Source organism: Pseudomonas helleri (genome assembly GCF_045830615.1).
Lineage (GTDB): Bacteria > Pseudomonadota > Gammaproteobacteria > Pseudomonadales > Pseudomonadaceae > Aquipseudomonas > Aquipseudomonas helleri.
The window spans coordinates 2,116,533-2,139,288 of the sequence record NZ_CP174501.1 but is presented as its reverse complement, the minus strand read 5'-3'; the positions used below and the strand labels follow the sequence as shown (position 1 = coordinate 2,139,288).

The window sequence follows — 22,756 nt, the reverse complement described above, 5'->3', positions numbered from 1 at the left end:
GCGAGGCTACGTCCGATTGCGCAGCGATCGTAAACGCTAAGTGCAAGGTCGAACTGGCAGACTGGGGCGCTTGCTGTGACGACTGCTTCGCAGCCGGACGTAGCCTCGCAAGGCTCGGCAACTGCTACGAGCAGGACGTTCTCCTAAAGCCATTTAAAAATTAACGAACCACGTCAATCACCGTCAACCACGGCCCATAGCGCGTGACTTTGAGCGGCAGGGTTTGCGCCAGTGCACTCAAGGTATGCGCGGTGTTGTCCAGCGCGAATACCCCAAAAACCCGCAACCGAGCGGCTTCTGGGCTAATGCGCAACACGCCGGTCTGGTAAGGGCGCAAGGCATCGATCAAGGATGACAGCGGCTCATCGTGCAGCTCGATGGTTTTGCGTTCACCAGTGCCGGTGTATTGATCGGCCATCAAGCCTGCAAACGGCACTACGCGATCTACCAACACGGCGGTGCCCAGACCGAGCAATAACAGCAGCACAGCGCCTTGCAGGGCTTTTTTGCGAGCTGGCGAAGGCGTATCGAGCAAGGCCTTGAGTGCCGCCTGCATTTCACCCGGGCTACGCCGATCAACTGATTGCAAGTCAGCCATGGAATTTTTCACCAGCCCGGCGACCCGTTGCCAGGCGGCCTTGTGCTCAGGGTTTTCAGCCAGCCAGGCTTTGAACACTTGGCGCTCGGAAGAACAGGCGCGGCCAGACTCAAGGTGCAGAACCCAGTCAATGGCATCACGGGTAATGGGGTCGAGCTTGTTTTTGCTCATGGGCATTGCGCCGTATGTGACAAGCAATGAACAAAGGCACGGCCTGGAAGAGGTGCAGACACGACAGATCACCAGACTCAAATAGCAATAAGTCGCATTATCAGCAGATTGAGCGTAATTGCAATGCGCTTGTTCAGAACGTGTCGAGCGCCCCGCGATCTTTTGATCGTTTAAAAGATCGCGGGGCAGGCTCGCTTCTACAGTTGTTTAACGCCCGCCGCCCAGGTCCAGGAAGGTGCCGGTGGTGTAGGAGGCTTTGTCCGAGAGCAGCCAGATGATGGCTTCGGCGACTTCTTCCGGGCGCCCGCCTCGGCCCATGGGGATGAGGGGTTCAAGTTTGCTGACCCGACCCGGGTCGCCGCTGAGGGCGTGAAAGTCGGTGAAGATGTAACCCGGCCGCACGGCGTTGACCCGGATCCCCTCGCCAGCCAGTTCTTTGGACAAGCCCAGGGTAAAGGTGTCGAGGGCGCCCTTGGAGGCGGCGTAGTCGACGTATTCGCTGGGCGAGCCCAGTCGCGCGGCCACCGATGACACGTTGACGATATTGCCGCCCTGGCCGCCGTAGCGCGGTGACATGCGCAGCACCGCGTGTTTGGCGCACAAAATCGGGCCCAGCACGTTGGTTTTAAGGGTATGCATGATGCGCACTTGCGACATTTCGTCGACCCGAGACTTTTGCCCCACGGTCCCCGCATTGTTGACCAGCGCCGTGACCGGGCCCAACTCCAGGTCAACCCGCGAGAACAGGCTGATAACTTCGTCTTCGTCGCTGACGTCTGCCCGAACCGCAATGGCTTGTGCCCCCAGCGCACGCACCTCGTCCAGCACTTGATGCGCCGCCGTGTCGTCAGACTGGTAGTTGATGCAAATCCGGTAACCCTGTTTCGCCGCCAGCACAGCAGTGGCTGCGCCAATGCCGCGACTACCACCGGTGATCACGATGACTCTATCCATAAATACGCGCTCCCCATTCAACCAGTGGACATGAGCACAAGAGTAACCGCGATGCACCGGTTTTGTCAGGCCGAAGCCGGGTTGCCAGCGACGGGCTGTTCAGCGCGGTGAATATCCACCATAAATTGCTCGGCTGGCAGGGGCTGACCGAGCAAAAAACCTTGCAGGGAATCACAGCCCAAGGTGGTCAGGAAGCTTTGCTGGGTGTCGGTCTCGACGCCTTCAGCAACGATCCGCAAACCCAGCGCCTGGCCCAACGCCACAATGGCCGAGACAATCGCCGCATCATCGCTGTCATGTTCCAGGTCGCGCACGAAACCACGGTCGATTTTCAGCTCGTTGGCAGGCAGGCGCTTGAGGTACATCAAGCTGGAATAGCCCGTACCAAAGTCATCAATGGACAGGTCGACGCCCATGTGCGAAAGCTTTTGCAGCACAGTCATGCTCGCATCAGCGTCACTCATGGCGGTGGTTTCGGTGATTTCCAGGGTCAGGCTGTTGGCTGGCAATTGGTTGCGTTCCAGCGCCGAGACTACGCTGTCGACCAGCCCGGAGTAGCAAAACTGCAAGGCCGACAAATTGACCGCGATGCGCCAGTGGCTGTAGCCCTGGTCAAACCAGATGCGCATTTGCCGGCATGCCTCGTTGAGCACCCACTCGCCAATAGGGATGATCAGGCCGGTTTTTTCGGCCAGCTCGATAAAGTCGTCCGGTTGCAGCAAACCCTGTTGCGGGTGCTCCCAGCGCAGCAAGGCTTCGGCCCCGACCGGCTTACCGTTGCTGGCATCAAATTTGGGCTGGTAGTGCAGGCGGAACTGATTATGTTCCAGCGCCTGACGCAAATCCTGCAACAGTTGCAGTTGTTTGCGCGCGTTGGTGTTCATCGACACGTCAAAGAAGCTGTAGCCGTTTTTACCGCCACCTTTGGCGTGGTACATCGCGGCGTCAGCGTTCATCAGCAGTTCTTCGGCGCTCTGACCATTGCCGGGGTACAGCGCAATACCGATGCTCGCAGAGATCTGCAAGTCATGCTCATCCACCCGAAAACTCTTGGCCAACAGGCTGACTTGGCGGGTGGCCACTTGCGGTGCGTCGTCGGGCCCGGTCAAACGCACCAGCAACACAAATTCATCGCCGCCAATGCGCGCCAGGGTGTCCTGGCTGCGCAACTGCTCGCGCAAACGCAAGGCCACTTCACGCAGCAAGCGGTCACCCACGTGATGGCCAAAAGCATCGTTGACCGGCTTGAAGCCGTCCAGGTCGATAAACATCAGCGAAAAGCAGCCGCCCTGCTCCGCGACCTTGGCCATGGCCTGGCTGATCCGGTCAGCCAGCAGGATGCGGTTAGGCAGCCCGGTCAGGGTGTCATGCAAGGCCAGCTGGGTGAGCTCTTCGTTGGCCAGGGTCAGTGAATCCGCCAGCGCCGCTGTGCGGGCGTCCAGGCGGGCATCGAAGATCGAGGTCAGCAGCGCTATCACCAGCACCGCGAGGCTGGACACCAGCACCAGGTTGTCCAGACCTTTGCCGCTCAGACCATCAACCAGCGCGCCGCAAAAACTGCCCACCGGGAAATTCGCCGCCGCCATGCCGGTGTAGTGCATGCCGACAATCGCCAGGCCCATGACCACCGACGCACCGCCGCGAATCAAACGCACATAAGGGGTTTGCTTGCGCAGGCGAAACGCGATGGACAGCGCAGCCGCCGAGGCGCCGACCGCGATCACCAGCGACAGGCCAAACAGCGTCGGGTCGTAGTCAATGCCTGGCTGCATCTTCAAGGCCGCCATGCCGCTGTAGTGCATGGCGCTGATCCCGGCGCCCATGATCAGGGCGCCCAACAGTAATTGCAGTGCCGGCAGGCTGGGCTGGCTGACCAGCCACAAGGCAAACCCGCAAGACAAAATCGCCACCAGCAATGACCACAGGGTGAGGCCAAGGTCGTAACCCAGCTCCAGCGGCAATTCCAGGGCGAGCATGCCGATGAAGTGCATCGACCAGACCCCGAAACCCATGGCCAGCGCCCCGCCCCCCATCCACAAATAGGCCGTTCGCCCACGCGCGGTAGCGATTCGCCCTGTCAGGTCAAGTGCGGTATACGAGGCCAGAATGGCCACGCATAAGGAAATAAACACCAGGGCGGGAGAGTACGTTGCAGCAACCATGAGCTTTCTCTTGAACGATCCGGACCAGCATCCATGCCCAGTGAAAAATGCGCGATTGTACTGTTTCCTGAAACGAACGCACGCAAATGCTAACCCGCTTCACGCTTGACCTTGTCGATATAACGCACGACTGCCGCGGACTTTTCAAATCGGCGATAGATCAACGACAACCAGGAGGTCGCGTCACACCCTTCAATAGTCCGGTACAGCACATTCGGCAAGCTGATATGCCCCACCACCGAGGCCGGCACCACCGCCACGCCCCGGTTCAAGGACACCAAAGCGATGACAGCCACCAGCCCGCCGGGCTGCGCACCCAGTTTAGGGGCATAGCCACCTTGGGCCGCCACGTGCAATGTGCCGCTGATCTGCTCGGGCAAGATGAAGGTCTCGTGCTGCAAATGCTCGGCGCTGATGTGCTTGAGGCGAGTGAGCCACGCGTCGGCGGCTATCGCCAAGACAAACCCTTCGCTGTTCAGACGAATGGCTTCCAATTCTGGGGGCAGCGCCATCGGTGAGCGCACATAGCCCAGGTCAAAACGCCCTTCGGCCACCATCGTCGGCAAACTGGCCATCGGCGCTTCGCGCACGCTCAAGCTGACTTCAGCAGACTCATGGGCGTAAGCCTGCACCTGGCGCTGCAACACGCCGGAATACACCGCAGAAGCCACATAACCCAATTCGATATGCCCGGTTTCACCGCGCCCGGCACGTTGCGCATGGCGCTGCGCCAGTTCGAACTGCCGTACGGTGGCGTCGGCTTCGGGCAGCAACGCCTGCCCCGCCTCGGTCAAGCTGACCTGACGCTGTTCGCGCACGAACAAGCGAACCCCCAGGGCATTTTCAAGGTCCTGGATTTGTCGGCTCAGGGTCGGCGGTGCAATGCCCAACACTTCGGCAGCGCGGGTGAAATTGCAGTGCTGTGCAACGGCCAGAAAGTAGCGAAAGTGGCGTATTTCCATAGCAGCATTAGCTCAAAGGTAATGGAGTTCGAGCAGCCAGCTAACGCAACTCAGCCAGCGCAGCGATACCCTGTTGACACCGCCATACGAGAGAGACTCGCACATGTCCGTCAACTTGATTACTCACAAAGTAACGCCCTTGGTTGGCACAGGGCAACGCCCATGAAAACAGTGAGCCCACGTCTGACCCTGCTGACTGCCAGCGGGGTGTGTTCATTGATCGTGCTCGACACCAATATCGTCGCGGTCACCCTGCCCACCATCGCCCGTGATCTGGGCGCCAACTTTGTCGACATCGAATGGGTGGTCAGCGCGTATATGCTGGCGTTTGCCGCCTTGCTGCTGCCGGCCGGGAGCATTGCCGACCGCATTGGCCGCAAAACCACCCTGATCTGGGGCCTGTGTATTTTCATCCTCGCGTCACTGGCTTGCGGGGCAGCGCCCAATAGCCTGCTGCTGGAAATCGCCCGCGCAGTAAAAGGCGTTGGAGCGGCGTTGCTGCTGACCTCGGCGCTGGCCTCCATCGGGCATGCCTTCCATGATGAAGTTGAACGGGCCAAGGCCTGGGCGTTTTGGGGCGCGTGCATGGGGGTGGCCATGACCGCAGCGCCAACCTTGGGCGGGCTGATCACCGAGTACCTGGGCTGGCGCTGGATTTTCTACCTCAACTTGCCGGTCGGCCTGGTGCTGATGGCGCTGGTGCGCCACGCTATCAGTGAATCACGTGACCCGCAGTCCGCACGCCTCGACCCTTGGGGCAGCCTGGCCTTCAGCGCCAGCTTGCTGTGCCTGATCTGGGGCCTGATCGAAGCCAACCGGATTGGCTGGGATAACCCGCTGACGTATGCCCGCCTGTGCGGCGGCGCCTTGCTGCTGGCGCTGTTTGTGTGGGTCGAGTCGGTGCAACAACGGCCAATGATCGACCTGCAACTGTTCCGTCACCCGCGGTTTATCGGCGCATTGCTGGGCATGTTTGCCTATGCCGGGTGTGCTCAGGTGATGATGACCTTGCTGCCCTTCTACCTGCAAAACGGTCTGGGCCTCACGGCCATTCTCTCGGGGTTGGGCATGCTGCCGTTTGCCCTGACCATGTTGATCTGCCCACGAATTGGCGCGCGCATGGCGTCACGCTACACCCCGGCGAGCATGATGGCCTTGGGGCTGACCCTGGTGGGCTGTGGCAACTTGCTCAGCGCCTGGGCCGTGGGTTATGGCGGCTACCTGAGTTTCGCCCTGGCCACCGCCGTGACTGGCGCGGGTGCCGGTCTGCTGAACGGCGACACGCAAAAAAACATCATGGCCTGCGTCCCGCGAGACCGGGTGGGCATGGCGTCTGGCATGAGCACCACCATGCGCTTTAGCGCCATCGTGTTGGCAATCGGCGTGTACGGCGCCTTGCTGGGCGGGCACACCGAGCAAAACCTGCAAGCCAGCCTCGCACAGGTGGCCAGCCCCTGGCTGGAGCAAAGCCACTTTATTGCTTCACGGGTAGTCGCGGGCGACATGTCAGGGGCGCTCAGCCAGTTGCCGCTGACGGCACAAGCGCAGATTCAACCACTGGCGACCCAGGCGTTTGTCGCGGGCTTCAGTACCCTGCTGTGGGTGGCCGGGTTGCTCGCGCTGTTGGGCGCACTGCTGGTGGGCACGCTGATGCGTAAACCGATACCACGGTTTATCGTTGCCACCTGAAAAGGCTTCGCCCCGCTCACGGTGATGCTGGCGCACCTTCCTGCAAGCGCTGCAGTTCGCGGCGAACCATGCTGGCGTATTCGGCGGGGCTCAAACTGTACAGTTGCCCCGCCACCCAGCCCAGCCAGGCGCCTTTGAGGTCCGTGCGCCGGGCAAATAACTCGGCAGCCTTGGCTTGGGCCTGCTCAAGGTGCTGCTGATGAAACTGGCTGCGAGTCAGCGTCACTCTTCGCTGGCCTTGAAGGTCAACTCACCCTTGCGCCATTTGGCCGCCTTGGCGGTGACCGCCTTTAAGGTTTTGCTCAAGCCAGCTTCGAGTTGCTCGGCTGCCGCAAACACCAGCATCACGGTTTGGCCGTCCTTGAAAACAATACCTTCACCTAAGGGCGACTTGACGTAGGCATATTCACCAATGCCACACACCGTCATTTTGATTTCACGAAACTTGATTTCCAGCTTGCCGCCTTCACGGCTCGGCATGACGGCGGCACTGAAATGATCGCCAACCTTGAGTTTCAGGCCGGGTTTGTCGTCTACCACCAACGCTGTTTCGGTATCGATTTCAGCGATGTAAATACCTTCTGCCGTTTGTTCGGTGACGTATACAAAGCGCGACTGGAACAACTTGACCAACCGGGCCCGCAAGTCACCCAACACAAATAAAGCATGCATCTCCAAATTGCTGACTGCCAACGAAAAGCCCTCAATAACAAAAAAAAGAATCTGCCTGCTAAAAGGCAGGCAGTAAAAAAGGCCTCACCCGCCCACTTAAAAACCGAGTACGGGAAATTCAACTGACGGCTGGGGGTCAGGGATGGCCTGTGATGTAAAAGTAATGGATTCCCGCCTGGGTTGCCCTGACAAAAAGGCGTCAGAACTTGAAGGAAATTAACCAGGGCATGTGCTCGCGCACAGCGGTTTGTACTCAGTTGGGCGGCTATTCTACCGACTCATGCACAGGAATGGGTATACACATCCTGTTCCCAATTTTGCCAACGGCTTATTTTCTGCCTGATTGGCCCCATATTCAACAGGGCTTTCGTCGCACCGATGCGTTAACTGCGCCACAACCCGCCAACTGCTGCCATACTGGCGCGAAAAATTGGCCTGGCCCATGCCGCCAGGTTGTCTGTACTCCATTACTTGCAAGGAATCATGACACGTGACGGAATTTGATATTGGCGAGTATTTCATCCGTGGTGACGTCAAAGATGTCGACGGAGAGTTTCAGGCAGTGATCGTGATGCGCCCAAAACCACCTTTGACCAAAGTCAGTTACTACCAGGTTGAAAAGGACCGTTGGTTCAAGACCGCCGAGCTGGCAAAAATAGCCGGCATGGAATCGGCCCGGCAACTAAAAGAAGCCGTCGACGCTGGCGCTCTCAACGTTTAAACGCACTTTAAACAACACGCTTCATGTTTCTATTCTAGGCTTGGCCTCGAACTCTTTGCTCTCGCAGGCCTCAAAGCTGAGCACCCACTCAAGGAAATGAACATGGACGATACCCCTGTCACCCTGCAAGCGTTGTTTGAACAACTGGGTCTGGACGCTGATCAAGCGTCGATCGACGCGTTTTTTCTCAAGACCCCGACACTGGCTGAAGACGTCAAACTGGCCGATGCGCCTTTCTGGACCGCGGCTCAATCGCAGTTTCTAAAAGAAAAAATCGCCGCTGACGATCACTGGGCCATTGTTATCGACGAACTCAACGAACGCCTGCATCAAGCACGCTGAGCGTGCTCTAGCCGTGTGCCAAGGTTGGCGCCCAGTTGCGCCAACCACGCCGTGCGACATTCTTCTGCTTCGACCCGGCTTGAGAAGGCCGTCCCCCGCTGTTCACCATTCACCAGTACTACCCAGCAAGCCTTTTGGCCCAAAGCGCGCAAGCTTTTGGGAACACCGCTACCAATCATCACGGCTACATCGACCTGGTTGGTCATGAGGGTCACTCCGCTAATTAGTTAGTCTCCTAACGATGCCGGCTATGTTAGTGCTTCCGTGACAGCGGAAAAAGCTATGTACCGAATAGATGCATTGCATGACCTGTAACAATCCCGCTGTACGCTTACCCGAATACAGGGGCCTTTTGCTCATAAATCAAGCGCCCGCCTTCCTGCGGTCGATTGAAAAAAGCCTGATCGATAATCCCTTCACCCGACCCCACCGAGGCATTCCAATTAGCCGACTGGTGGACGTAGCGCTGACGTAAAACCCGCTCCTGCTCATCGCTCAGATCGATAGCGCCGAGACGCACTTGCGCCTGAAGGCTTGCTTCAATGGGCAGCAGTTCGTCAGGCAGTGCGCAAGCAGCCTCGGTCAATAGCATGAGCGGCACGCCCTGCTCGCACGCCAGGCTGTGCATGATGCGCAGGTACACCCGCGCTAAATCACCGAATACCCGGCGTTGCATAAACACTGCGGCCAGTACTTGTTGCATGGGGTCTTCGCGGCTGCCCTGGCGGCGTGAATCACTGCGCACTTGCAGCAGGCGGTCCGGATCAGTGGGGTCCAACAAGTCCCGGGCCTGCCACTGTTTCAGTTCTGCACTCGCGCGCTGCCAAGCGTGGGTCAGGTTGATCGGTGTGGACGGGCTGACCAGATTGGTTTGCCAGCGCGTCAAAAACACCTGCTCGGACATCAACGCTGGATATCCGCCCCCCACATCGGCATGCGCGCCGGGGACAGCGATTTCCATGGGCCACTGCCCAGCGATGCTGTTCAGCGCAAAATTGCGCCGCTGCTCATCACGCGCAGCCAATTGCACAACATACTTCGCGCAGCCAGGGCTCAGGTACAGGTTAAGACCGGGGTTGATGTCGTCACTGATATCGCCGCCGTCTGCCAGCCCACCCATGGCGGCGACAGTATCGAACAAGCCGATAAAGGCGATCTCGCACTCAAAATCTGCGGCCAGGCTGAACTGCGACTTGAAGGATCCGCTGATGACGAGGTTGGCAAAGTGCCGGGCGGCGGCCGCGCCACGACTGAATCCGAAAATATCCAGCTGTAACCGGCTCAAAGATGCCGCGGGCGCAGCCTGGATGAAATGCGTCAGGCACTCGTGCAGTTGCGCGTAAGCCTGCTCTGCCTTGCCCACTACGCCGCTGCTGCCACGGCCATAGGTCTGGGCCGGAAAACGCGTATCCGCCGCGCCTGTGGTAGTCCCTATACCGCCAATATAGAGAGACGTCACGGCGTTGCTGTCGGCATCGAAGGTTTGTTGCGCCGGGTAATGCTGGTACAACGCGGCAATATTGGTCGTTGCGTTGGCGTAGCTGCTGTCGCTCTCGACCCTCAACCCTTGCGCCATTCGGGCCTGACCCGTTGCACTGTTGAATTGGTTATTGGCGGTGCCATCAAAAAACACACCCACCCGCAACACGCGTTTTGTGTTGCTTGAATCACCCATGAATTTCACCCTCGATCAAATCGGCCACGCGTAAAAATGCCGCGCAACTATAAGGTGCTTCACCGGAGGGACCCACTCAACGCGCGGAGATTGTTGTACAAGGTTTTACAAGGCGGGACGGGCAGCAAAGCGAATGCTCGCAGAACCCAAAAGCTACCGGGGCCGTGCGGCCCCGGCAAGGTCAGGCACTCAGGCTTGACGCTGGTGCTTGTCGATTTGCTCGTGACGCTCTTGAGCTTCGATGCAGTACTTGGTGGTCGGGCTGATCAGCAGGCGCTTCAGGCCAATGGCCTCGCCGCTGTCGTCGCACCAGCCAAAGCTGTCTTCTTTGATGCGCTCCAGCGCTTGTTCCAGCTGAGGCAGCATGCGCTGGTCACGATCGATAGCGTTCACCAGCCACGTACGTTCTTCTTCAACCGAGGCGGCATCCGCAGGATCGGCCGGGGTGTCCAGGCTCTCGATCGCAATGCGGTTTTGCTCGATGCGTTCGTGGGTTTCAACCTTCATGCCTTGCAACAACTCAGTGAAAAAAGAGTGCTGCTCGGCATTCATGTAGTCATCCGCCGGCATGGCCAGCAACTGTTCCTTTGTCATTGATTTCTCTATAAAAAATACGTGCATTAAGGCGAAATGGGGAGCGATCGGATCGTTCTTTATCCAAACCCGTTAGGTGCCATCTATCTCAAGCGCCACCCGGCACTCAATTTACGAGGGGCGGCAGTCTAAGGCCGACTTATCGAGTCAGCAACTGAAATGACAGCTATTTGTCCAGCTAAACGTGGAAAGAGACGAAAAAACCGTTCAGAGGGGCTAATGGAGTGCGTTTATAGCAAGAAATTCAATCGTGCTGCTGAAAATCATCACCCTATGAATAAAGGCCTCGCTCAGGCAGCCGAGTCCTGACCTTTTAACCTAAACCGAAAATAGTTCGGATTGTTACATCAGAGTAAAAATCAGTAAGACCCTGGCTCAACACGCGAGCGTTTGCAGCCATCTCTACGTGCGACTTTGCCGCGCTACGTCTCCCTCTTCTTAGGTTGAAAAATCCCACAAACTTCTCCGTAAATCTTATTGGTAGTTACGCACTGCCTGACAATACTGCGCGGGAATCGCGCTTTACAATCACTCGACCAAATCCCATATCCCACGCCAAGTAAATGATCGATATGTCACTGCTTGTATCGCCAGCGCATAACGCTTTAACCGAACCGACTGCCAGATAATAAATAGCCTTTGTTCAGGGGTACGACGTGATGAGTTATTCCTTGTTTGCCGACGATCAACCCGCACGGGCGCCAAGTGCGCCAATTATCCCTCTGCCAGAGCACGCAGTGAGCCTGCCCGAACTGGAGCGTTTGAGCACACTGCGCGATGCCCTGCTGCTGCTAAAAGTGCCGCTGGCCAACAGTTGCGGATTGCGTGGCCTGATTGAGAGGCAGTTGCTGAGCAATGACGTGCATGACCGCGTGCTGGGCAAATCATCCACCTCGGACTCACCCGCCAGCGCACCGACACTGCCGTAGCCTGCACTGCCGCGTCTTAACTCAATAAAAATGCAGTTAATCATCATTATTATGAATTTGCGGATTGCAAAGGGTGCAAGCACACTGCCCACGTTCCTCCCCCAATAAAGGAACACTTTCAAGGGCTTGCCGGGAAACCCGCACGGCCCTTTTTTTATCCCTTGGTTACCAGATTCCGGATTCCCCCACCATGCAAAACAGCTGGATCAGCCGCCTGTTACCTGCGGCCACGAATACCCGTCCCACCGAGTGGAGCCGCGCAGCGATAGGCGTCTCACTGGGCACACTGCTGAGCGTATGGATTTGTAGCCTGTTCTTTGGCCTGCCCGTGGCCATGCACCTGATTGGCCCTTTAGGAGCCTCGGCCATTTTGCTGTTTGCCGTGTCATCCGGGGCGCTGGCTCAACCCTGGTCGATTGTCGGCGGCTACCTGTGTGCAACGGTAGTGTCATTGGGCGTGGTGCATTTTTTCGGCCGCAACCTGGACAGCGCCTGCCTGGCCGTAGGCCTGGCGATGCTCATCATGTGCTTGCTACGTTGCCTGCATCCGCCGGCTGGGGCGCTGGCCTTGCTGGTCGTCCTCGCAGACCCGGACAGCGCCCGCCTGGGCTGGGGAATGCTCGCCCCCGTGATGCTCAGCGCTGTGTGCATGCTGCTGGCTGCATTGGTCTACAACAACCTCACACGCGTGCGTTACCCGAAAAAAAATGCTGAACCGGCTCCGGCCATTGTGGCTCCGCATATCCCCGGAGAGGCCGGCATTACGGCTGAAGACTTGCAAAAAGCCATGGAGCAAATGGACGCCTTTATCGACGTAACACCCGAAGACCTCGAAGCCCTGGTCCGCGCCAGCGAACACTATGCGCGTCGACGCAGTGTGCGCGAGGTGTTTGCCGAAAGCGCCTAGCGCATAAGCGAGCCTCATGCCTGATACGGCGCCTGTCGAAAACCTGCAGACTCCTGCTAGGGTTACTGAAGCGTCGTCCGGGCGGGTCGTGTTCACACACAGTTGATCACTCGGACCCCACACTCCACGTGATCAAGGCTCGCAATGCTCAGAACCATCGAGAACGAAGTATCCCGGCAGGCTGCGCCACCCGCCCTGCAAGCTGAATTTGCCCAGCATGACTTTGAGAAACTGCGCACGTTTTGCAGCCTGACCTATATCGCCAGCACGATTATCTGGCTGATGTTTGACCTGATTGTCAGCACCAAGGGCGGTCAGGGGTTTACCGGGCTTTCCATGCTGTTCATCGCCAGCATGGTCGGCCTCACCCTTCTTATCGGCTTTCTGCGCACGGCTCAACAATTCAACCTGTTGAACGTGGTCTTTGTGCTGGTGATCAGCATCGGCATACGCTTGCTGGTTGAGGGCCTGCCAGAGACCGAGCAAGCCGTGTGGCTGACCCTGGCGACCTCAAGCATGCTGTATTGCGCCTCGATCCTGCCCTTGAGCCGCTGGGCATTCATCAGCACCCTGGCTATAACCGTGGTAGTACTTAACCCGTTTGTGCTGACTGAAATATCGTTAATGGACCTGCGGGGCAGCATGCTCCTCTGCTATTACTCTTTTCTGGCCTGCCTGACGACTTACAGTTTTTTCAAATTACGCCGCGTGAAACTGCTCAACTACACCCTGTCCAAACTGCTGATTGAGCAGGCCTACATTGACACCCTGACCGAGATCCCCAACCGCCGCTCCTTTATGGCGCGGGCTGGCAGCGAATTGGGCATCCGGCCCCGTGAGCACGATCACTACCTGGCGATGATCGACATCGACAACTTCAAGAAAGTGAACGACCTGTACGGCCATGATATTGGCGACGAAGTGCTCAAACGCACGGCGGCGAATATCAAAGCCGTGGTGCAGGGCTATGAATATGCGCGCCTGGGCGGGGAAGAGTTTGCCGTGTACGTTTCAGGTGTGCGTCGGGATGACGTTGAAGTGCTGATGGATGCATTGTGCCGTCAGGTGCGCGAAGACCCGCATCAATACCCGGTGACCATCAGCATCGGCCTGACCCGGGTTGACGACCACGACACCCTCAACCAGGCCCTGGCCAAAGCGGACAAAGCGCTGTACGCGTCCAAAAATAGTGGGAAGGACCGGTTTACGTTTCATGCTGATTGAGGCTACAGAACGCACTAAATCTCGCGATCCTTTAATTTTTCGCAGCCTTCGTGCCTCGTCAGCGACTACGCCGGACGTAGCCTGAGCAGGCCCTAGCGCTCGCTCACTTCCATTTTTCCGTCCCAGCCACCGCCCAGTGCGGCGATCAATTGCACGCTGGCGATCAAGCGGCTTTGCAGCAGGTTCAAGACGCTGCGCTCGGTGCTCAAGGCGGTGGTTTGAACGTTGACGACATCCAGATACGCAATCAAACCCGCTTTGTACTGGTTGGTGGTCAGGCGCAGTGATTCACGGGCCGATTCCAGCGCCTGCTCTTGCACCACGGTTTCATCACCCAGCACTTTCAACTGGATCCTGTAGTTTTCCACTTCACGGAAACCATCGAGCACGGTCTGGCGGTATTTGGCCACGGTCTGGTCATACACGGCTTCGTTACGGTCCACTTCGGCCGAACGCTGGCCGCCGTCAAACAATGGCAATGAAATTTTTGGCCCCACCGACCAGAACCGGTTTGGCGCGCTGATCCAGTCCTGATACTGGCTGCTGCTGTAGCCGCCGGACAGGCTCAGACTGAAGTCCGGGTAGTACGCCGCCTTGGCCACGCCTATGTTGGCGTTGGCGGCAATAATCGAGCGCTCTGCCGAGGCAATGTCCGGACGCCGCTCCAATAGTTGCGAAGGCACGCTGACCGGGATCGCCGGCAGCTTGGGGATGTCGTTGATTTCTGCCAGTTTGAAGCCCGTCGGCGGTTGACCGGTGAGCACCGCAATGGCGTTTTCAAACTGGGCACGTTGCCAGATCAGGTCGATCAGGCTGGCCTGGGTATTGCGCAATTGGGTCTGCGCTTGCGCCACCGCATCTTTGCCGGAGATCCCGGCGCGGTACTGGTTTTCGCTCATTTTCAGCGACCGCTCATACGCCTCGACGGTCGCTTCTAACAATCGCTTCTGCTGATCAATAACCCGCAGTTGCAGGTAGTTCTGCACCAGCTCCGATTGTTGGCTCAAACGCATGGCCGCCAGGTCGGCGTAGCTGGCTTCGGCGCTGGCTTCATTGGCCTCAAGGCCGCGCCGCAATTTGCCCCAGACATCGGCCTCCCAACTGACGCCGACCTGTGCGTTCAAGGTGTCGCGAATACCGCTGCTGGAACTGGTCAGGCTGGAGTTGGAACTGCCGGTACCCTGGCTGGAGCGGGTTTTACCCACACTTAAATCAGCACTCGGCAAGAAGGCTCCACGGGCATTGCGCACCAGCGCCTGGGCCTGGCGAAATTGCGCCTCGGCCTGGGCAACACTCTGGTTGTTGCTGTTGAGCTTGGCCACCAGCGCATTGAGCTGCGGGTCAGCGTACAACTCCCACCAGGCGCCCCGCTCCAGGGCATCGCTCGGGTTGGCCTGGGTCCAGCCATCAACCGCGTTGAACTGCTGCGGCACGGCCAGTTCAGGGCGCTGGTAATCCGGCCCCACCGCACAGGCGCTGAGCAGCACACCGGTCAGCACCAGGCCCAACAGACGCGAGCCACGGGCGAGCGCCCAACGTTGTGGCGACAATGCCGGAGCAAGGTTAAGCAAACGAGAGGTCATAGCGGAGTTTCCAGAGCAGCATCAGTACGCACACCACGCCATTGGTTGAAACGATGGCGCGCACGGTCGAGATAGAGGTAAACCACCGGGGTGGTGTAAAGGGTCAGGATCTGGCTGAAGACCAGCCCGCCGATGATGGTCAGGCCCAATGGCTGGCGCATCTCGGCGCCTTCGGCATGGCTGAGCATCAACGGCAAGGCGCCAAGGATGGCCGCCAACGTGGTCATCAGGATCGGCCGCAACCGTTGCAGGCAGGCGCTGCGAATGGACTCTTGCGGGCCCATCCCCGAATGCCGTTCCAGCTGCAGGGCCAGGTCGATCATCAGGATGGCGTTTTTCTTCACCACGCCGATCAGCAGGAAGATCCCGAGTAACGAAATCAGGCTGAATTCCCCGCCCGTGAGGTAAATGCTCAACAGCGCCCCGACTCCCGCCGACGGCAAGGTCGAGAGGATGGTCAGCGGGTGAATGTAGCTCTCGTAAAGAATGCCCAGCACCAGGTACACCGCCACCAGCGCGCCCAAAATCATGAACGGCTGGCTCTTTTGCGTGGCGGCAAAGGCATCGCCGGTACCGGCCATTTTCACGATCACCTCTTCGGGCAAGCCCAATTTTGCGATCTCGCGTTCAATCGCTGCGGTGCCCTGCTCCAGTGAAACGCCGGGGGCCATGTCAAAGGAGATGGTTTCAGAGGCAAACTGGCCTTCATGTTCAACCCGGTCGTCTTGCAAACTGTTCTCGTAGTGAGCAATGGCCGACAACGGAATCCGTGCACCATCGGCCGTAATGACCTGCACCTGGTCCAGGGTTTGCGGATCCTGGGCGTATTTGGGGTTGACCTCCATCACCACTTGATACTGGTTCAGGCTGTCGTAGATGGTCGAAATCTGCCGCTGGCTGTAGGCGTTGTTCAGCACCGCAGTGACCATGTCCATATCGACCCCGAGGCGTTTGGCCTGATCGCGATCTACCACCAATGTGACTTGCTGCGCACCCCGCCCTTCACGGGCATCAATGGCAGTAAGCTCAGGCAGGGACTTGAGTGCAGCCACCACTTTGGGGTACCAGGTGCGTAACTCACCCAAGTCGCCGCTTTGCAGGATGTAGGAATACTGTGAGCTGGTTTGCTCGCGGCCACCGCCAAATTGCAGGTCCTGGTCGGCCATCAGCATCAGGCGTCCGCCCGGCACCTTGGGCATGTTCTCACGTAAACGCTCAATGACTTTTTGCGCCGAAATCTTGCGTTCAGAAATCGGTTTTAGACGCACGATCATCAATGCGTTATTGGTCCCGCTGTTACCGCCAATAAAGCCCGCCACACTGTCTACTGCCGGATCTGCCAACACTGCCTGGCGGAAGATATCCATCTTGGGCTGCATTACGCTGAACGACAGGCCATCATCGCCGCGCACAAAGCCAATCAGTTGCCCGGTGTCTTGCTGCGGCATAAAGGTCTTGGGTACCACCACGTACAGCGCCACGTTTACGCCGATGGTCAGCAACAGGCTGAGCAGGGTCAGGCGCTTGTGCCGCAAGACCCAATCCAGGCTGCGGGCATAGCCCAGCACCATGCGGTCGTTAAGCCGGATGCTCCAGCGCTGCATGGCGTTTTCAGTGCCCGGCACATGGGGTTTGAGCCAGCGCGCGCAGAGCATCGGGGTCAAGGTCAGCGATACCACCAGCGACACCACAATCGCCGCCGCCAGGGTGATCGAAAACTCCCTGAACAGACTTTCAATGATCCCGCCCATAAACAGGATCGACAAAAACACCGCCACCAGCGAAACGTTCATGGAGAGCAAGGTAAAGCCGACTTCCTTGGCCCCCAGGTACGCCGCCTTCATGGGCGAGATCCCGGCATCAATATGCCGTGAGATGTTCTCAAGCACGACGATGGCGTCGTCCACCACCAGCCCGGTGGCCAGGATCAGGGCCATCAGCGACAGGTTGTTCAGCGAAAAGCCGAACAGGTACATGATGGCAAAAGTGCCCACCAGCGACACCGGCACCGCCAGGGTCGGGATCAGCGAAGCACGGAAATTACCGAGAAACAGGAACACCACCAGAATCACCAGCGCCACGGCAATCAGCAAAGTCATCTCGGCTTCATGCAGCGTGGCCTTGATGACCGGGGAGCGGTCCATGGCCAGGTTCAGTTTGACGCTGGCCGGCAGGACCGCCTGCAAGGCAGGGAGCTGGGCTTTGATCGCGTTGACGGTTTCAATGATGTTGGCCCCGGCCTGACGGTTGATCACCAGCAACACCGCAGCATCATTGTTGAAGAAACCACTGTTGTAGCGGTCTTCTACGCCGTCCTGGACCTTGGCCACATGGCTCAGACGCAAAGCCGCACCGTCCTGGTAACGGATGATCAGCGGCTCATAATCCTTGGCTTTTTCCAGTTGGTCATTGGCCTGTATTTGCCAGTTATGCTCATCATTCGACACTGCGCCTTTGGGCCGGCGAACGTTGGCGTTGGCAATGGTGTTGCGCACGTCATCCAGCGCCACGCCGTACTGGTTCAGCAGTTGCGGCTCCAACTCGATACGCACGGCAGGCAAGGAACTGCCGCCGATTTGCACCTCGCCCACCCCCGGTACTTGCGACAGACTTTGCGACAGAATGGTCGAGGCCAGATCGTAAAGTTCGCCCTTGGCCAACACATCGGACGTCAGCGACAGCACCATGATCGGTGCTTGCGACGGGTTAACTTTTTTGTAGGTCGGCATGCTGCGCATACCGCTGGGCAACAGGTTACGCGAGGCGTTGATCGCCGCCTGCACCTCACGGGCCGCGCCATTGATGTCGCGGTCCTGATCGAACTGCAAAATCACCCGCGTCGAGCCCTGGCTCGAGCGGCTGCTCATGGTGTTGACCCCGGCAATCGCGCCAAAGGATCGCTCCAGCGGCGTGGCCACGGTAGACGCCATCACCTCGGGGCTGGCGCCCGGCAAACTGGCAGACACCACGATCACCGGAAAATCCATTTGCGGCAGCGGCGACACCGGCAGCAAACCAAAGCTCACACCGCCCAGCAACATGATTGCCAGACTCAGCAGCATGGTCGCTACCGGGCGCTTAATGAACGGGCCGGACAGGTTCATAGCGACGCCTGCTCAGCGGTTACCGTGTTACCGCGCCAGCGGCGGCCCAGTCGATCAAAGTACAGATAGATCACCGGGGTGGTAAACAACGTCAACACCTGGCTCACCAGCAGACCGCCGACCATCACCAGACCCAGCGGTTGACGCAACTCCGCGCCGGAACCGGTCGCCAGCATCAGCGGCACGGCACCAAACAAGGCGGCCAGAGTGGTCATCAGGATCGGCCTGAAACGCAGCAACGCCGCCTGGTAAATAGCATCATGGGGCGCCATGCCCTGGTTGCGCTCAGCATCAAGGGCGAAGTCGATCATCATGATCGCGTTCTTCTTGACGATGCCGATCAGCAAGATAATGCCGATGATCGCGATCATGCCCAGGTCATTGCCGCTGAGAATCAGCGCCAACAAGGCGCCGACGGCCGCAGACGGCAAGGTCGAGAGGATGGTGATCGGGTGGATGTAGCTCTCATAGAGCACGCCCAGCACGATGTACATGGTCACCACCGCCGCCAGGATCAGCAGCAAGGTGCTCGACAACGACGCCTGGAACGCTTGTGCAGCGCCCTGGAACTCGGTTTGCACGCCGACCGGCATGCCGATGTCTTTTTGCACCTGATCAATCAGTTCGACCGCCTGCCCCAGCGCTACGCCGGGCGCCAGGTTGAACGAGACCATCACCGACGGGAACTGCCCGATGTGCGAGATGGACAGTTGCGACTGACGCTCTTCAACCCTGGCCAGGCTGGACAGCCGAACCTGACCGCCATCCGTGGTTTTGACGTGGATCTGCTCCAGCGACTGCGGGCCGATTTTCTCGCCATCTTTGGCCTGCAATACCACGCGGTACTGGCTGGCCTGGGTGTAAATGGTCGAAATCTGCCGCTGGCCGAAGGCGTCGTACAGTGCGTCCGTGATGTTCGCAACCGACACCCCGAGGCGCGACGCGGCATCGCGGTCGATGACCAAAAACACCTGCAAGCCTTTGTCTTGCAGGTCGCTGGCGACATCGGTCAGTTCTGGCTGGTTGCTCAAGGCCGACACCAGTTTTTGGCTCCAGGTACTGAGCAACTCCGCATCCGGCGATGACAAGCTGAATTGGTACTGAGTGCGGCTGACGCGGTCTTCGATGGTCAAGTCCTGCACCGGCTGCATATACAGGCGAATCCCGATCAGCTTGTCCACCTGCGGTTGCAGACGCGCAATCACTGCTGAAGCACTGTCGCTGCGCTCGCTGTGGGGCTTGAGATTGATCAGCATGCGCCCGCTGTTGAGGGTGGCGTTATCGCCGTCCACACCGATGTAAGACGACAGGCTCTCAACATCCGGGTCTTGCAGGATGATCTTGCCCAGCTCTTGCTGACGCTGGCTCATGGCGCTGAACGAAATCGACTGCGGCGCCTCGGAAATCCCTTGAATTACGCCCGTGTCCTGCACCGGGAAGAACCCCTTGGGCACCACCATGTACAGAAACACCGTGAGCGCGAGGGTGCCGATAGCCACTAGCAATGTCAGTGGCTGGTGCTTGAGCACCCACTGCAACATGCGCCCGTACTCGGCGATCATCCAGTCAATAAAGGCACCGCTGGCCCGGTAGAAACGGCCCTGCTCTTCGGGCTTGGGCTCAGCTTTGAGCAAGCGTGCGCACATCATCGGTGTCAGGGTGAGCGACACCACCAGTGAGATCAGAATCGCCACCGCCAGGGTGATGGCAAATTCACGGAACAACCGCCCGACCACATCCGCCATGAACAACAGCGGGATCAGCACGGCAATCAGCGACAGGGTCAGCGAGATCAGGGTAAAACCAATTTGTTTGGCGCCCTTGAGGGCGGCCTGCATCGGGGTTTCGCCTTCCTCGATGTAGCGTGAAATATTTTCCAGCATGACGATGGCGTCATCGACCACAAACCCGGTGGCAATGGTCAGGGCCATCAGTGTCAGGTTATTGACCGAAAACCCGGCCAGGTACATCACGCCAAAGGTCCCGATCAGCGACAACGGCACCGCAATCGACGGAATGATCGTGGCGCTGGCGCGGCGCAGAAACAGGAAGGTCACCATCACCACCAGCGCGATGGCGATCAACAATTCATGCTGCACATCACGTACCGAGGCGCGGATGGTTTGCGTACGATCGGTCAGCACGGTGACATCGATACCGGCAGGCAGGTTGTTGGTGATGCTTGGCAACAGCGCCTTGATCCGGTCCACCACTTCAATCACGTTGGCACCGGGTTGACGCTGGATATTGAGCAATACCGCCTGATTTTCATTGGCCCAGGCGGCCAGGCGTTCGTTCTCGGCCCCGTCGACGATTTCTGCCACGTCTTTGAGTCGCAGCGGCGCGCCATTGTTGTAGGCCAAAATCAGTTCGGCGTATTCCTGCGGGGTTTTCAACTGGTCGTTGGCGTCCAGCATCGACACCCGCGTCGGGCCGTCAAAGTTACCCTTGGGCTGGTTGACGTTGGAGGCGCCGATCAGGGTGCGCACATCCGCCAGGTTCAAACCATTGGCGGCCAGCGCCTCGGGGTTGACCTTGATCCGCACGGCCTGGCGCTGACCGCCGGCAATGCTGACCATGCCCACACCATTGATCTGGGCAATTTTTTGCGCCATGCGGGTATCGACCAAGTTGTTGAGCTTGGGCAACAGCATGGTTTTAGAGGTAATCGCCAAAGTAAGCACCGGGGTGTCGGCCGGGTTGACCTTGTTGTACACCGGCGGTGCCGGCAAGTCCTTGGGCAGCAGGTTGGTCGCGGCATTGATCGCAGCCTGCACCTGCTGCTCGGCGACATCCATGTTCATGTCCAGGTTAAAGCGCAGGGTCAACACCGAGGCGCCACCGGAGCTGGTCGAAGCCATCTGCGTAAGGCCGGGCATTTGCCCGAACTGGCGCTCAAGGGGCGCCGTCACCGCACTGGTCATGACATCCGGGCTGGCGCCCGGGTAAAGCGTCATCACGCGGATGGTCGGGTAGTCGACCTGAGGCAAGGCCGACACCGGCAGCAGGCGATACGCGATGATCCCGGACAAGACGATGGCAATCATGCACAGCGTGGTTGCAACCGGGCGCAGGATAAACAGCCGCGACAGATTCATTCGCCAGCCTTGCCCTTGCCCGTACCCTGGGCTTTGGCAACACTTGGGTCGGCGTCCGCATCCGGCCCACCTTGCAGTTGCCCTGCGGCCGATGTCGGTACTTCGCTGCTGTTGCTGACCACTTCGACCAGGCTGCCTTCGCGCAAGCGATCGGTACCTTCGAGCACCACACGATCACCCGGCTCCAGGCCCTCTTTGACAACGGTCAGGTCGCCATCGGTCGCACCCAGTTTGAGGGTGCGGATCTTGACCTTTTTATCGCCGTCCATTGCATAGACAAACGAGCCATTGGTGCCGTATTGAAGCGCTGCTGTCGGGGCCAGAATCACACCTTTAAGGGTGTCAGCCAGCAGGCGCACGTTGACGAACTGGTTGGGGAACAGCGCCTGATCGCGGTTCTCGAACAGCGCCTTGAACTTCAAGGTGCCGGTGGTGACATCAATCTGGTTATCGATACTGCTCAACACGCCGCTGGCCAACTCTTTCTGATCACCGCGATCCCAGGCTTGTACCGGCAGTTTTGCACCGCTGCGATAACGCTCCAGCACCAGTGCCAGGTTGTTTTCCGGCAAGGTGAAGCTGACCACAATCGGCTCGGTCTGAGTAATCACCACCAACGCGGTGGTGTCGTTGGCCGCGACCAGGTTACCGACGTCCAGCTGGCGCAAGCCCACGCGGCCGCTGATCGGCGCACGAATCTTGGTGAACTCGAGGTTGAGCTTGGCATCATTGACGGCCGCCTGATTGGTCTTGACCGTGCCCTGATATTGGCTGACCAGGGCTTCGGCCGTGTCCAGCGTTTGCTTGGCGATGCTGTCCTCTGCGTAGAGACCGCGATAGCGCTGCACATCTACCTGGGCGTTTTTAAGCTGGGCCTGGTTCTGCAACAGCGTGCCTTCGGCTTGCAGCAGCGCATTCTGATAGCTACGCGGGTCGATTTCGGCGAGCAATTCACCGGCTTTAACCATCTGCCCTTCTTTGAAGTAGACCTTGACCAACTCGCCTGCCACGCGGCTGCGCACATTGATCGTGTTCAGCGCAGTGACCGTACCCAACGCTTTGTAGTAGATCGGGAAATCCCCCCGAGTCACCTCTGCTACCAGAACCGGCACCGGTAACGTTGAGCCACCAAAGCCCGGGCGCATCGCCCCTGTGCGGCTGGTGTGCCCGGCGGGTTGCGCGTTCTGGCCTTTTTTCGCCGATGCGGGCCAAAGCCACCAGCTCACGCCAGCAACGATCAGCAAAATCAGCAGGCCAACCAGCCAGCGACGAGAAGTGCGAGAAACAGAGGATTGCATTGAGTGATCAACCAGTTGGGCGCGAGCGCTTAATTTCAGGAGCCTGAAAGATAAGCAGTGCAGACAGTTATGA

Annotated in this window: 19 protein-coding genes; 6 read left to right on the top strand and 13 right to left on the bottom strand. The window is 58.7% G+C overall.

The features are described from left to right. Positions 1 to 160: 160 nt before the first annotated feature. From ACJJU9_RS09610 to ACJJU9_RS09595, 4 genes are all read right to left on the bottom strand, one after another. Complete coding sequence (locus ACJJU9_RS09610) at positions 161 to 769, bottom strand: DUF4880 domain-containing protein (protein ID WP_153374571.1); 609 nt, start codon at positions 767 to 769, stop codon at positions 161 to 163. Between the two features lie 207 nt (positions 770 to 976). Beyond that, the gene (locus tag ACJJU9_RS09605; RefSeq protein WP_048368997.1) at positions 977 to 1,723 is read right to left on the bottom strand and encodes an SDR family oxidoreductase; all 747 of its coding nucleotides are present in this window, start codon (positions 1,721 to 1,723) and stop codon (positions 977 to 979) included. Between the two features lie 65 nt (positions 1,724 to 1,788). After that, entirely contained in the window at positions 1,789 to 3,885 is a 2,097-nt protein-coding gene (locus ACJJU9_RS09600; RefSeq protein WP_123748691.1) for a bifunctional diguanylate cyclase/phosphodiesterase, read from the bottom strand. An 89-nt stretch (positions 3,886 to 3,974) separates the two neighbouring features. Continuing rightward, positions 3,975 to 4,847: a LysR family transcriptional regulator gene (locus tag ACJJU9_RS09595; RefSeq protein WP_153374569.1), complete on the bottom strand. Its 873-nt coding sequence runs from the start codon at positions 4,845 to 4,847 to the stop codon at positions 3,975 to 3,977. 162 nt (positions 4,848 to 5,009) lie between these two features. Between ACJJU9_RS09595 and ACJJU9_RS09590 the strand changes: the two genes are divergently transcribed. Next, positions 5,010 to 6,536, top strand: coding sequence for an MFS transporter (locus ACJJU9_RS09590; protein WP_407730562.1), 1,527 nt, complete (start codon positions 5,010 to 5,012; stop codon positions 6,534 to 6,536). 16 nt (positions 6,537 to 6,552) lie between these two features. Here the strand turns inward: ACJJU9_RS09590 and ACJJU9_RS09585 are convergent, their stop codons facing one another. Both ACJJU9_RS09585 and ACJJU9_RS09580 read right to left on the bottom strand, forming a co-directional pair. Next, the gene (locus ACJJU9_RS09585; RefSeq protein WP_407730561.1) at positions 6,553 to 6,762 is read right to left on the bottom strand and encodes a hypothetical protein; all 210 of its coding nucleotides are present in this window, start codon (positions 6,760 to 6,762) and stop codon (positions 6,553 to 6,555) included. Further along, positions 6,759 to 7,229: a hypothetical protein gene (locus tag ACJJU9_RS09580; RefSeq protein ID WP_407730560.1), complete on the bottom strand. Its 471-nt coding sequence runs from the start codon at positions 7,227 to 7,229 to the stop codon at positions 6,759 to 6,761. The genes ACJJU9_RS09585 and ACJJU9_RS09580 overlap by 4 nt, the downstream gene beginning before the upstream one ends. 469 nt (positions 7,230 to 7,698) lie before the next feature. Between ACJJU9_RS09580 and ACJJU9_RS09575 the strand changes: the two genes are divergently transcribed. Beyond that, the gene (locus ACJJU9_RS09575) at positions 7,699 to 7,929 is read left to right on the top strand and encodes a hypothetical protein (RefSeq protein WP_123748688.1); all 231 of its coding nucleotides are present in this window, start codon (positions 7,699 to 7,701) and stop codon (positions 7,927 to 7,929) included. Positions 7,930 to 8,031: 102 nt separating this feature from the next. Then, positions 8,032 to 8,271: a DUF2789 family protein gene (locus ACJJU9_RS09570; RefSeq protein WP_048368990.1), complete on the top strand. Its 240-nt coding sequence runs from the start codon at positions 8,032 to 8,034 to the stop codon at positions 8,269 to 8,271. Here the strand turns inward: ACJJU9_RS09570 and ACJJU9_RS09565 are convergent. The 3 genes from ACJJU9_RS09565 to ACJJU9_RS09555 form a co-directional block, all read right to left on the bottom strand. Next, complete coding sequence (locus ACJJU9_RS09565) at positions 8,259 to 8,477, bottom strand: hypothetical protein (protein WP_153327403.1); 219 nt, start codon at positions 8,475 to 8,477, stop codon at positions 8,259 to 8,261. The two genes, ACJJU9_RS09570 and ACJJU9_RS09565, sit on opposite strands and share 13 nt — an antisense overlap. A gap of 125 nt (positions 8,478 to 8,602) precedes the next feature. Further along, positions 8,603 to 9,946, bottom strand: coding sequence for a phospholipase effector Tle1 domain-containing protein (locus ACJJU9_RS09560; RefSeq protein ID WP_407730559.1), 1,344 nt, complete (start codon positions 9,944 to 9,946; stop codon positions 8,603 to 8,605). Between the two features lie 189 nt (positions 9,947 to 10,135). After that, the gene (locus ACJJU9_RS09555; RefSeq protein WP_048368987.1) at positions 10,136 to 10,540 is read right to left on the bottom strand and encodes a TraR/DksA family transcriptional regulator; all 405 of its coding nucleotides are present in this window, start codon (positions 10,538 to 10,540) and stop codon (positions 10,136 to 10,138) included. Between the two features lie 659 nt (positions 10,541 to 11,199). Here ACJJU9_RS09555 and ACJJU9_RS09550 point away from each other — a divergent pair. From ACJJU9_RS09550 to ACJJU9_RS09540, 3 genes are all read left to right on the top strand, one after another. After that, positions 11,200 to 11,469, top strand: coding sequence for a hypothetical protein (locus ACJJU9_RS09550; protein WP_153374561.1), 270 nt, complete (start codon positions 11,200 to 11,202; stop codon positions 11,467 to 11,469). 190 nt (positions 11,470 to 11,659) lie between these two features. Continuing rightward, entirely contained in the window at positions 11,660 to 12,376 is a 717-nt protein-coding gene (locus ACJJU9_RS09545; protein WP_123748683.1) for an HPP family protein, read from the top strand. A 144-nt stretch (positions 12,377 to 12,520) separates the two neighbouring features. Continuing rightward, positions 12,521 to 13,600: a GGDEF domain-containing protein gene (locus tag ACJJU9_RS09540; protein WP_407730558.1), complete on the top strand. Its 1,080-nt coding sequence runs from the start codon at positions 12,521 to 12,523 to the stop codon at positions 13,598 to 13,600. A 92-nt stretch (positions 13,601 to 13,692) separates the two neighbouring features. Here the strand turns inward: ACJJU9_RS09540 and ACJJU9_RS09535 are convergent, their stop codons facing one another. From ACJJU9_RS09535 to ACJJU9_RS09520, 4 genes are read right to left on the bottom strand one after another with little or no spacing between them, the layout of a single operon-like run. Continuing rightward, positions 13,693 to 15,183: an efflux transporter outer membrane subunit gene (locus ACJJU9_RS09535; protein ID WP_048368984.1), complete on the bottom strand. Its 1,491-nt coding sequence runs from the start codon at positions 15,181 to 15,183 to the stop codon at positions 13,693 to 13,695. Then, complete coding sequence (locus ACJJU9_RS09530) at positions 15,180 to 18,287, bottom strand: efflux RND transporter permease subunit (RefSeq protein ID WP_407730557.1); 3,108 nt, start codon at positions 18,285 to 18,287, stop codon at positions 15,180 to 15,182. The genes ACJJU9_RS09535 and ACJJU9_RS09530 overlap by 4 nt, the downstream gene beginning before the upstream one ends. Further along, positions 18,284 to 21,385 carry an MdtB/MuxB family multidrug efflux RND transporter permease subunit gene (locus ACJJU9_RS09525; RefSeq protein WP_048388400.1) on the bottom strand — a complete coding sequence of 1,034 codons (3,102 nt, stop codon included), beginning with the start codon at positions 21,383 to 21,385 and terminating at the stop codon, positions 18,284 to 18,286. Before ACJJU9_RS09525 ends, ACJJU9_RS09530 begins: the two co-directional genes overlap by 4 nt. Then, positions 21,382 to 22,683 carry an MdtA/MuxA family multidrug efflux RND transporter periplasmic adaptor subunit gene (locus ACJJU9_RS09520; protein WP_407730556.1) on the bottom strand — a complete coding sequence of 434 codons (1,302 nt, stop codon included), beginning with the start codon at positions 22,681 to 22,683 and terminating at the stop codon, positions 21,382 to 21,384. Before ACJJU9_RS09520 ends, ACJJU9_RS09525 begins: the two co-directional genes overlap by 4 nt. Positions 22,684 to 22,756 lie beyond the last annotated feature (73 nt).

Excerpts from the sequence above, each read along its gene's own strand:
- ACJJU9_RS09590 (WP_407730562.1), top strand. The coding sequence starts at position 5,010 with ATGAAAACAGTGAGCCCACGTCTGACCCTGCTGACTGCCAGCGGGGTG.
- ACJJU9_RS09600 (WP_123748691.1), bottom strand. The coding sequence starts at position 3,885 with ATGGTTGCTGCAACGTACTCTCCCGCCCTGGTGTTTATTTCCTTATGC.
- ACJJU9_RS09545 (WP_123748683.1), top strand. The coding sequence starts at position 11,660 with ATGCAAAACAGCTGGATCAGCCGCCTGTTACCTGCGGCCACGAATACC.
- ACJJU9_RS09540 (WP_407730558.1), top strand. The coding sequence starts at position 12,521 with ATGCTCAGAACCATCGAGAACGAAGTATCCCGGCAGGCTGCGCCACCC.
- ACJJU9_RS09570 (WP_048368990.1), top strand. The coding sequence starts at position 8,032 with ATGGACGATACCCCTGTCACCCTGCAAGCGTTGTTTGAACAACTGGGT.
- ACJJU9_RS09530 (WP_407730557.1), bottom strand. The coding sequence starts at position 18,287 with ATGAACCTGTCCGGCCCGTTCATTAAGCGCCCGGTAGCGACCATGCTG.
- ACJJU9_RS09535 (WP_048368984.1), bottom strand. The coding sequence starts at position 15,183 with ATGACCTCTCGTTTGCTTAACCTTGCTCCGGCATTGTCGCCACAACGT.
- ACJJU9_RS09595 (WP_153374569.1), bottom strand. The coding sequence starts at position 4,847 with ATGGAAATACGCCACTTTCGCTACTTTCTGGCCGTTGCACAGCACTGC.
- ACJJU9_RS09610 (WP_153374571.1), bottom strand. The coding sequence starts at position 769 with ATGAGCAAAAACAAGCTCGACCCCATTACCCGTGATGCCATTGACTGG.
- ACJJU9_RS09555 (WP_048368987.1), bottom strand. The coding sequence starts at position 10,540 with ATGACAAAGGAACAGTTGCTGGCCATGCCGGCGGATGACTACATGAAT.
- ACJJU9_RS09520 (WP_407730556.1), bottom strand. The coding sequence starts at position 22,683 with ATGCAATCCTCTGTTTCTCGCACTTCTCGTCGCTGGCTGGTTGGCCTG.
- ACJJU9_RS09605 (WP_048368997.1), bottom strand. The coding sequence starts at position 1,723 with ATGGATAGAGTCATCGTGATCACCGGTGGTAGTCGCGGCATTGGCGCA.
- ACJJU9_RS09525 (WP_048388400.1), bottom strand. The coding sequence starts at position 21,385 with ATGAATCTGTCGCGGCTGTTTATCCTGCGCCCGGTTGCAACCACGCTG.
- ACJJU9_RS09565 (WP_153327403.1), bottom strand. The coding sequence starts at position 8,477 with ATGACCAACCAGGTCGATGTAGCCGTGATGATTGGTAGCGGTGTTCCC.
- ACJJU9_RS09550 (WP_153374561.1), top strand. The coding sequence starts at position 11,200 with ATGAGTTATTCCTTGTTTGCCGACGATCAACCCGCACGGGCGCCAAGT.
- ACJJU9_RS09560 (WP_407730559.1), bottom strand. The coding sequence starts at position 9,946 with ATGGGTGATTCAAGCAACACAAAACGCGTGTTGCGGGTGGGTGTGTTT.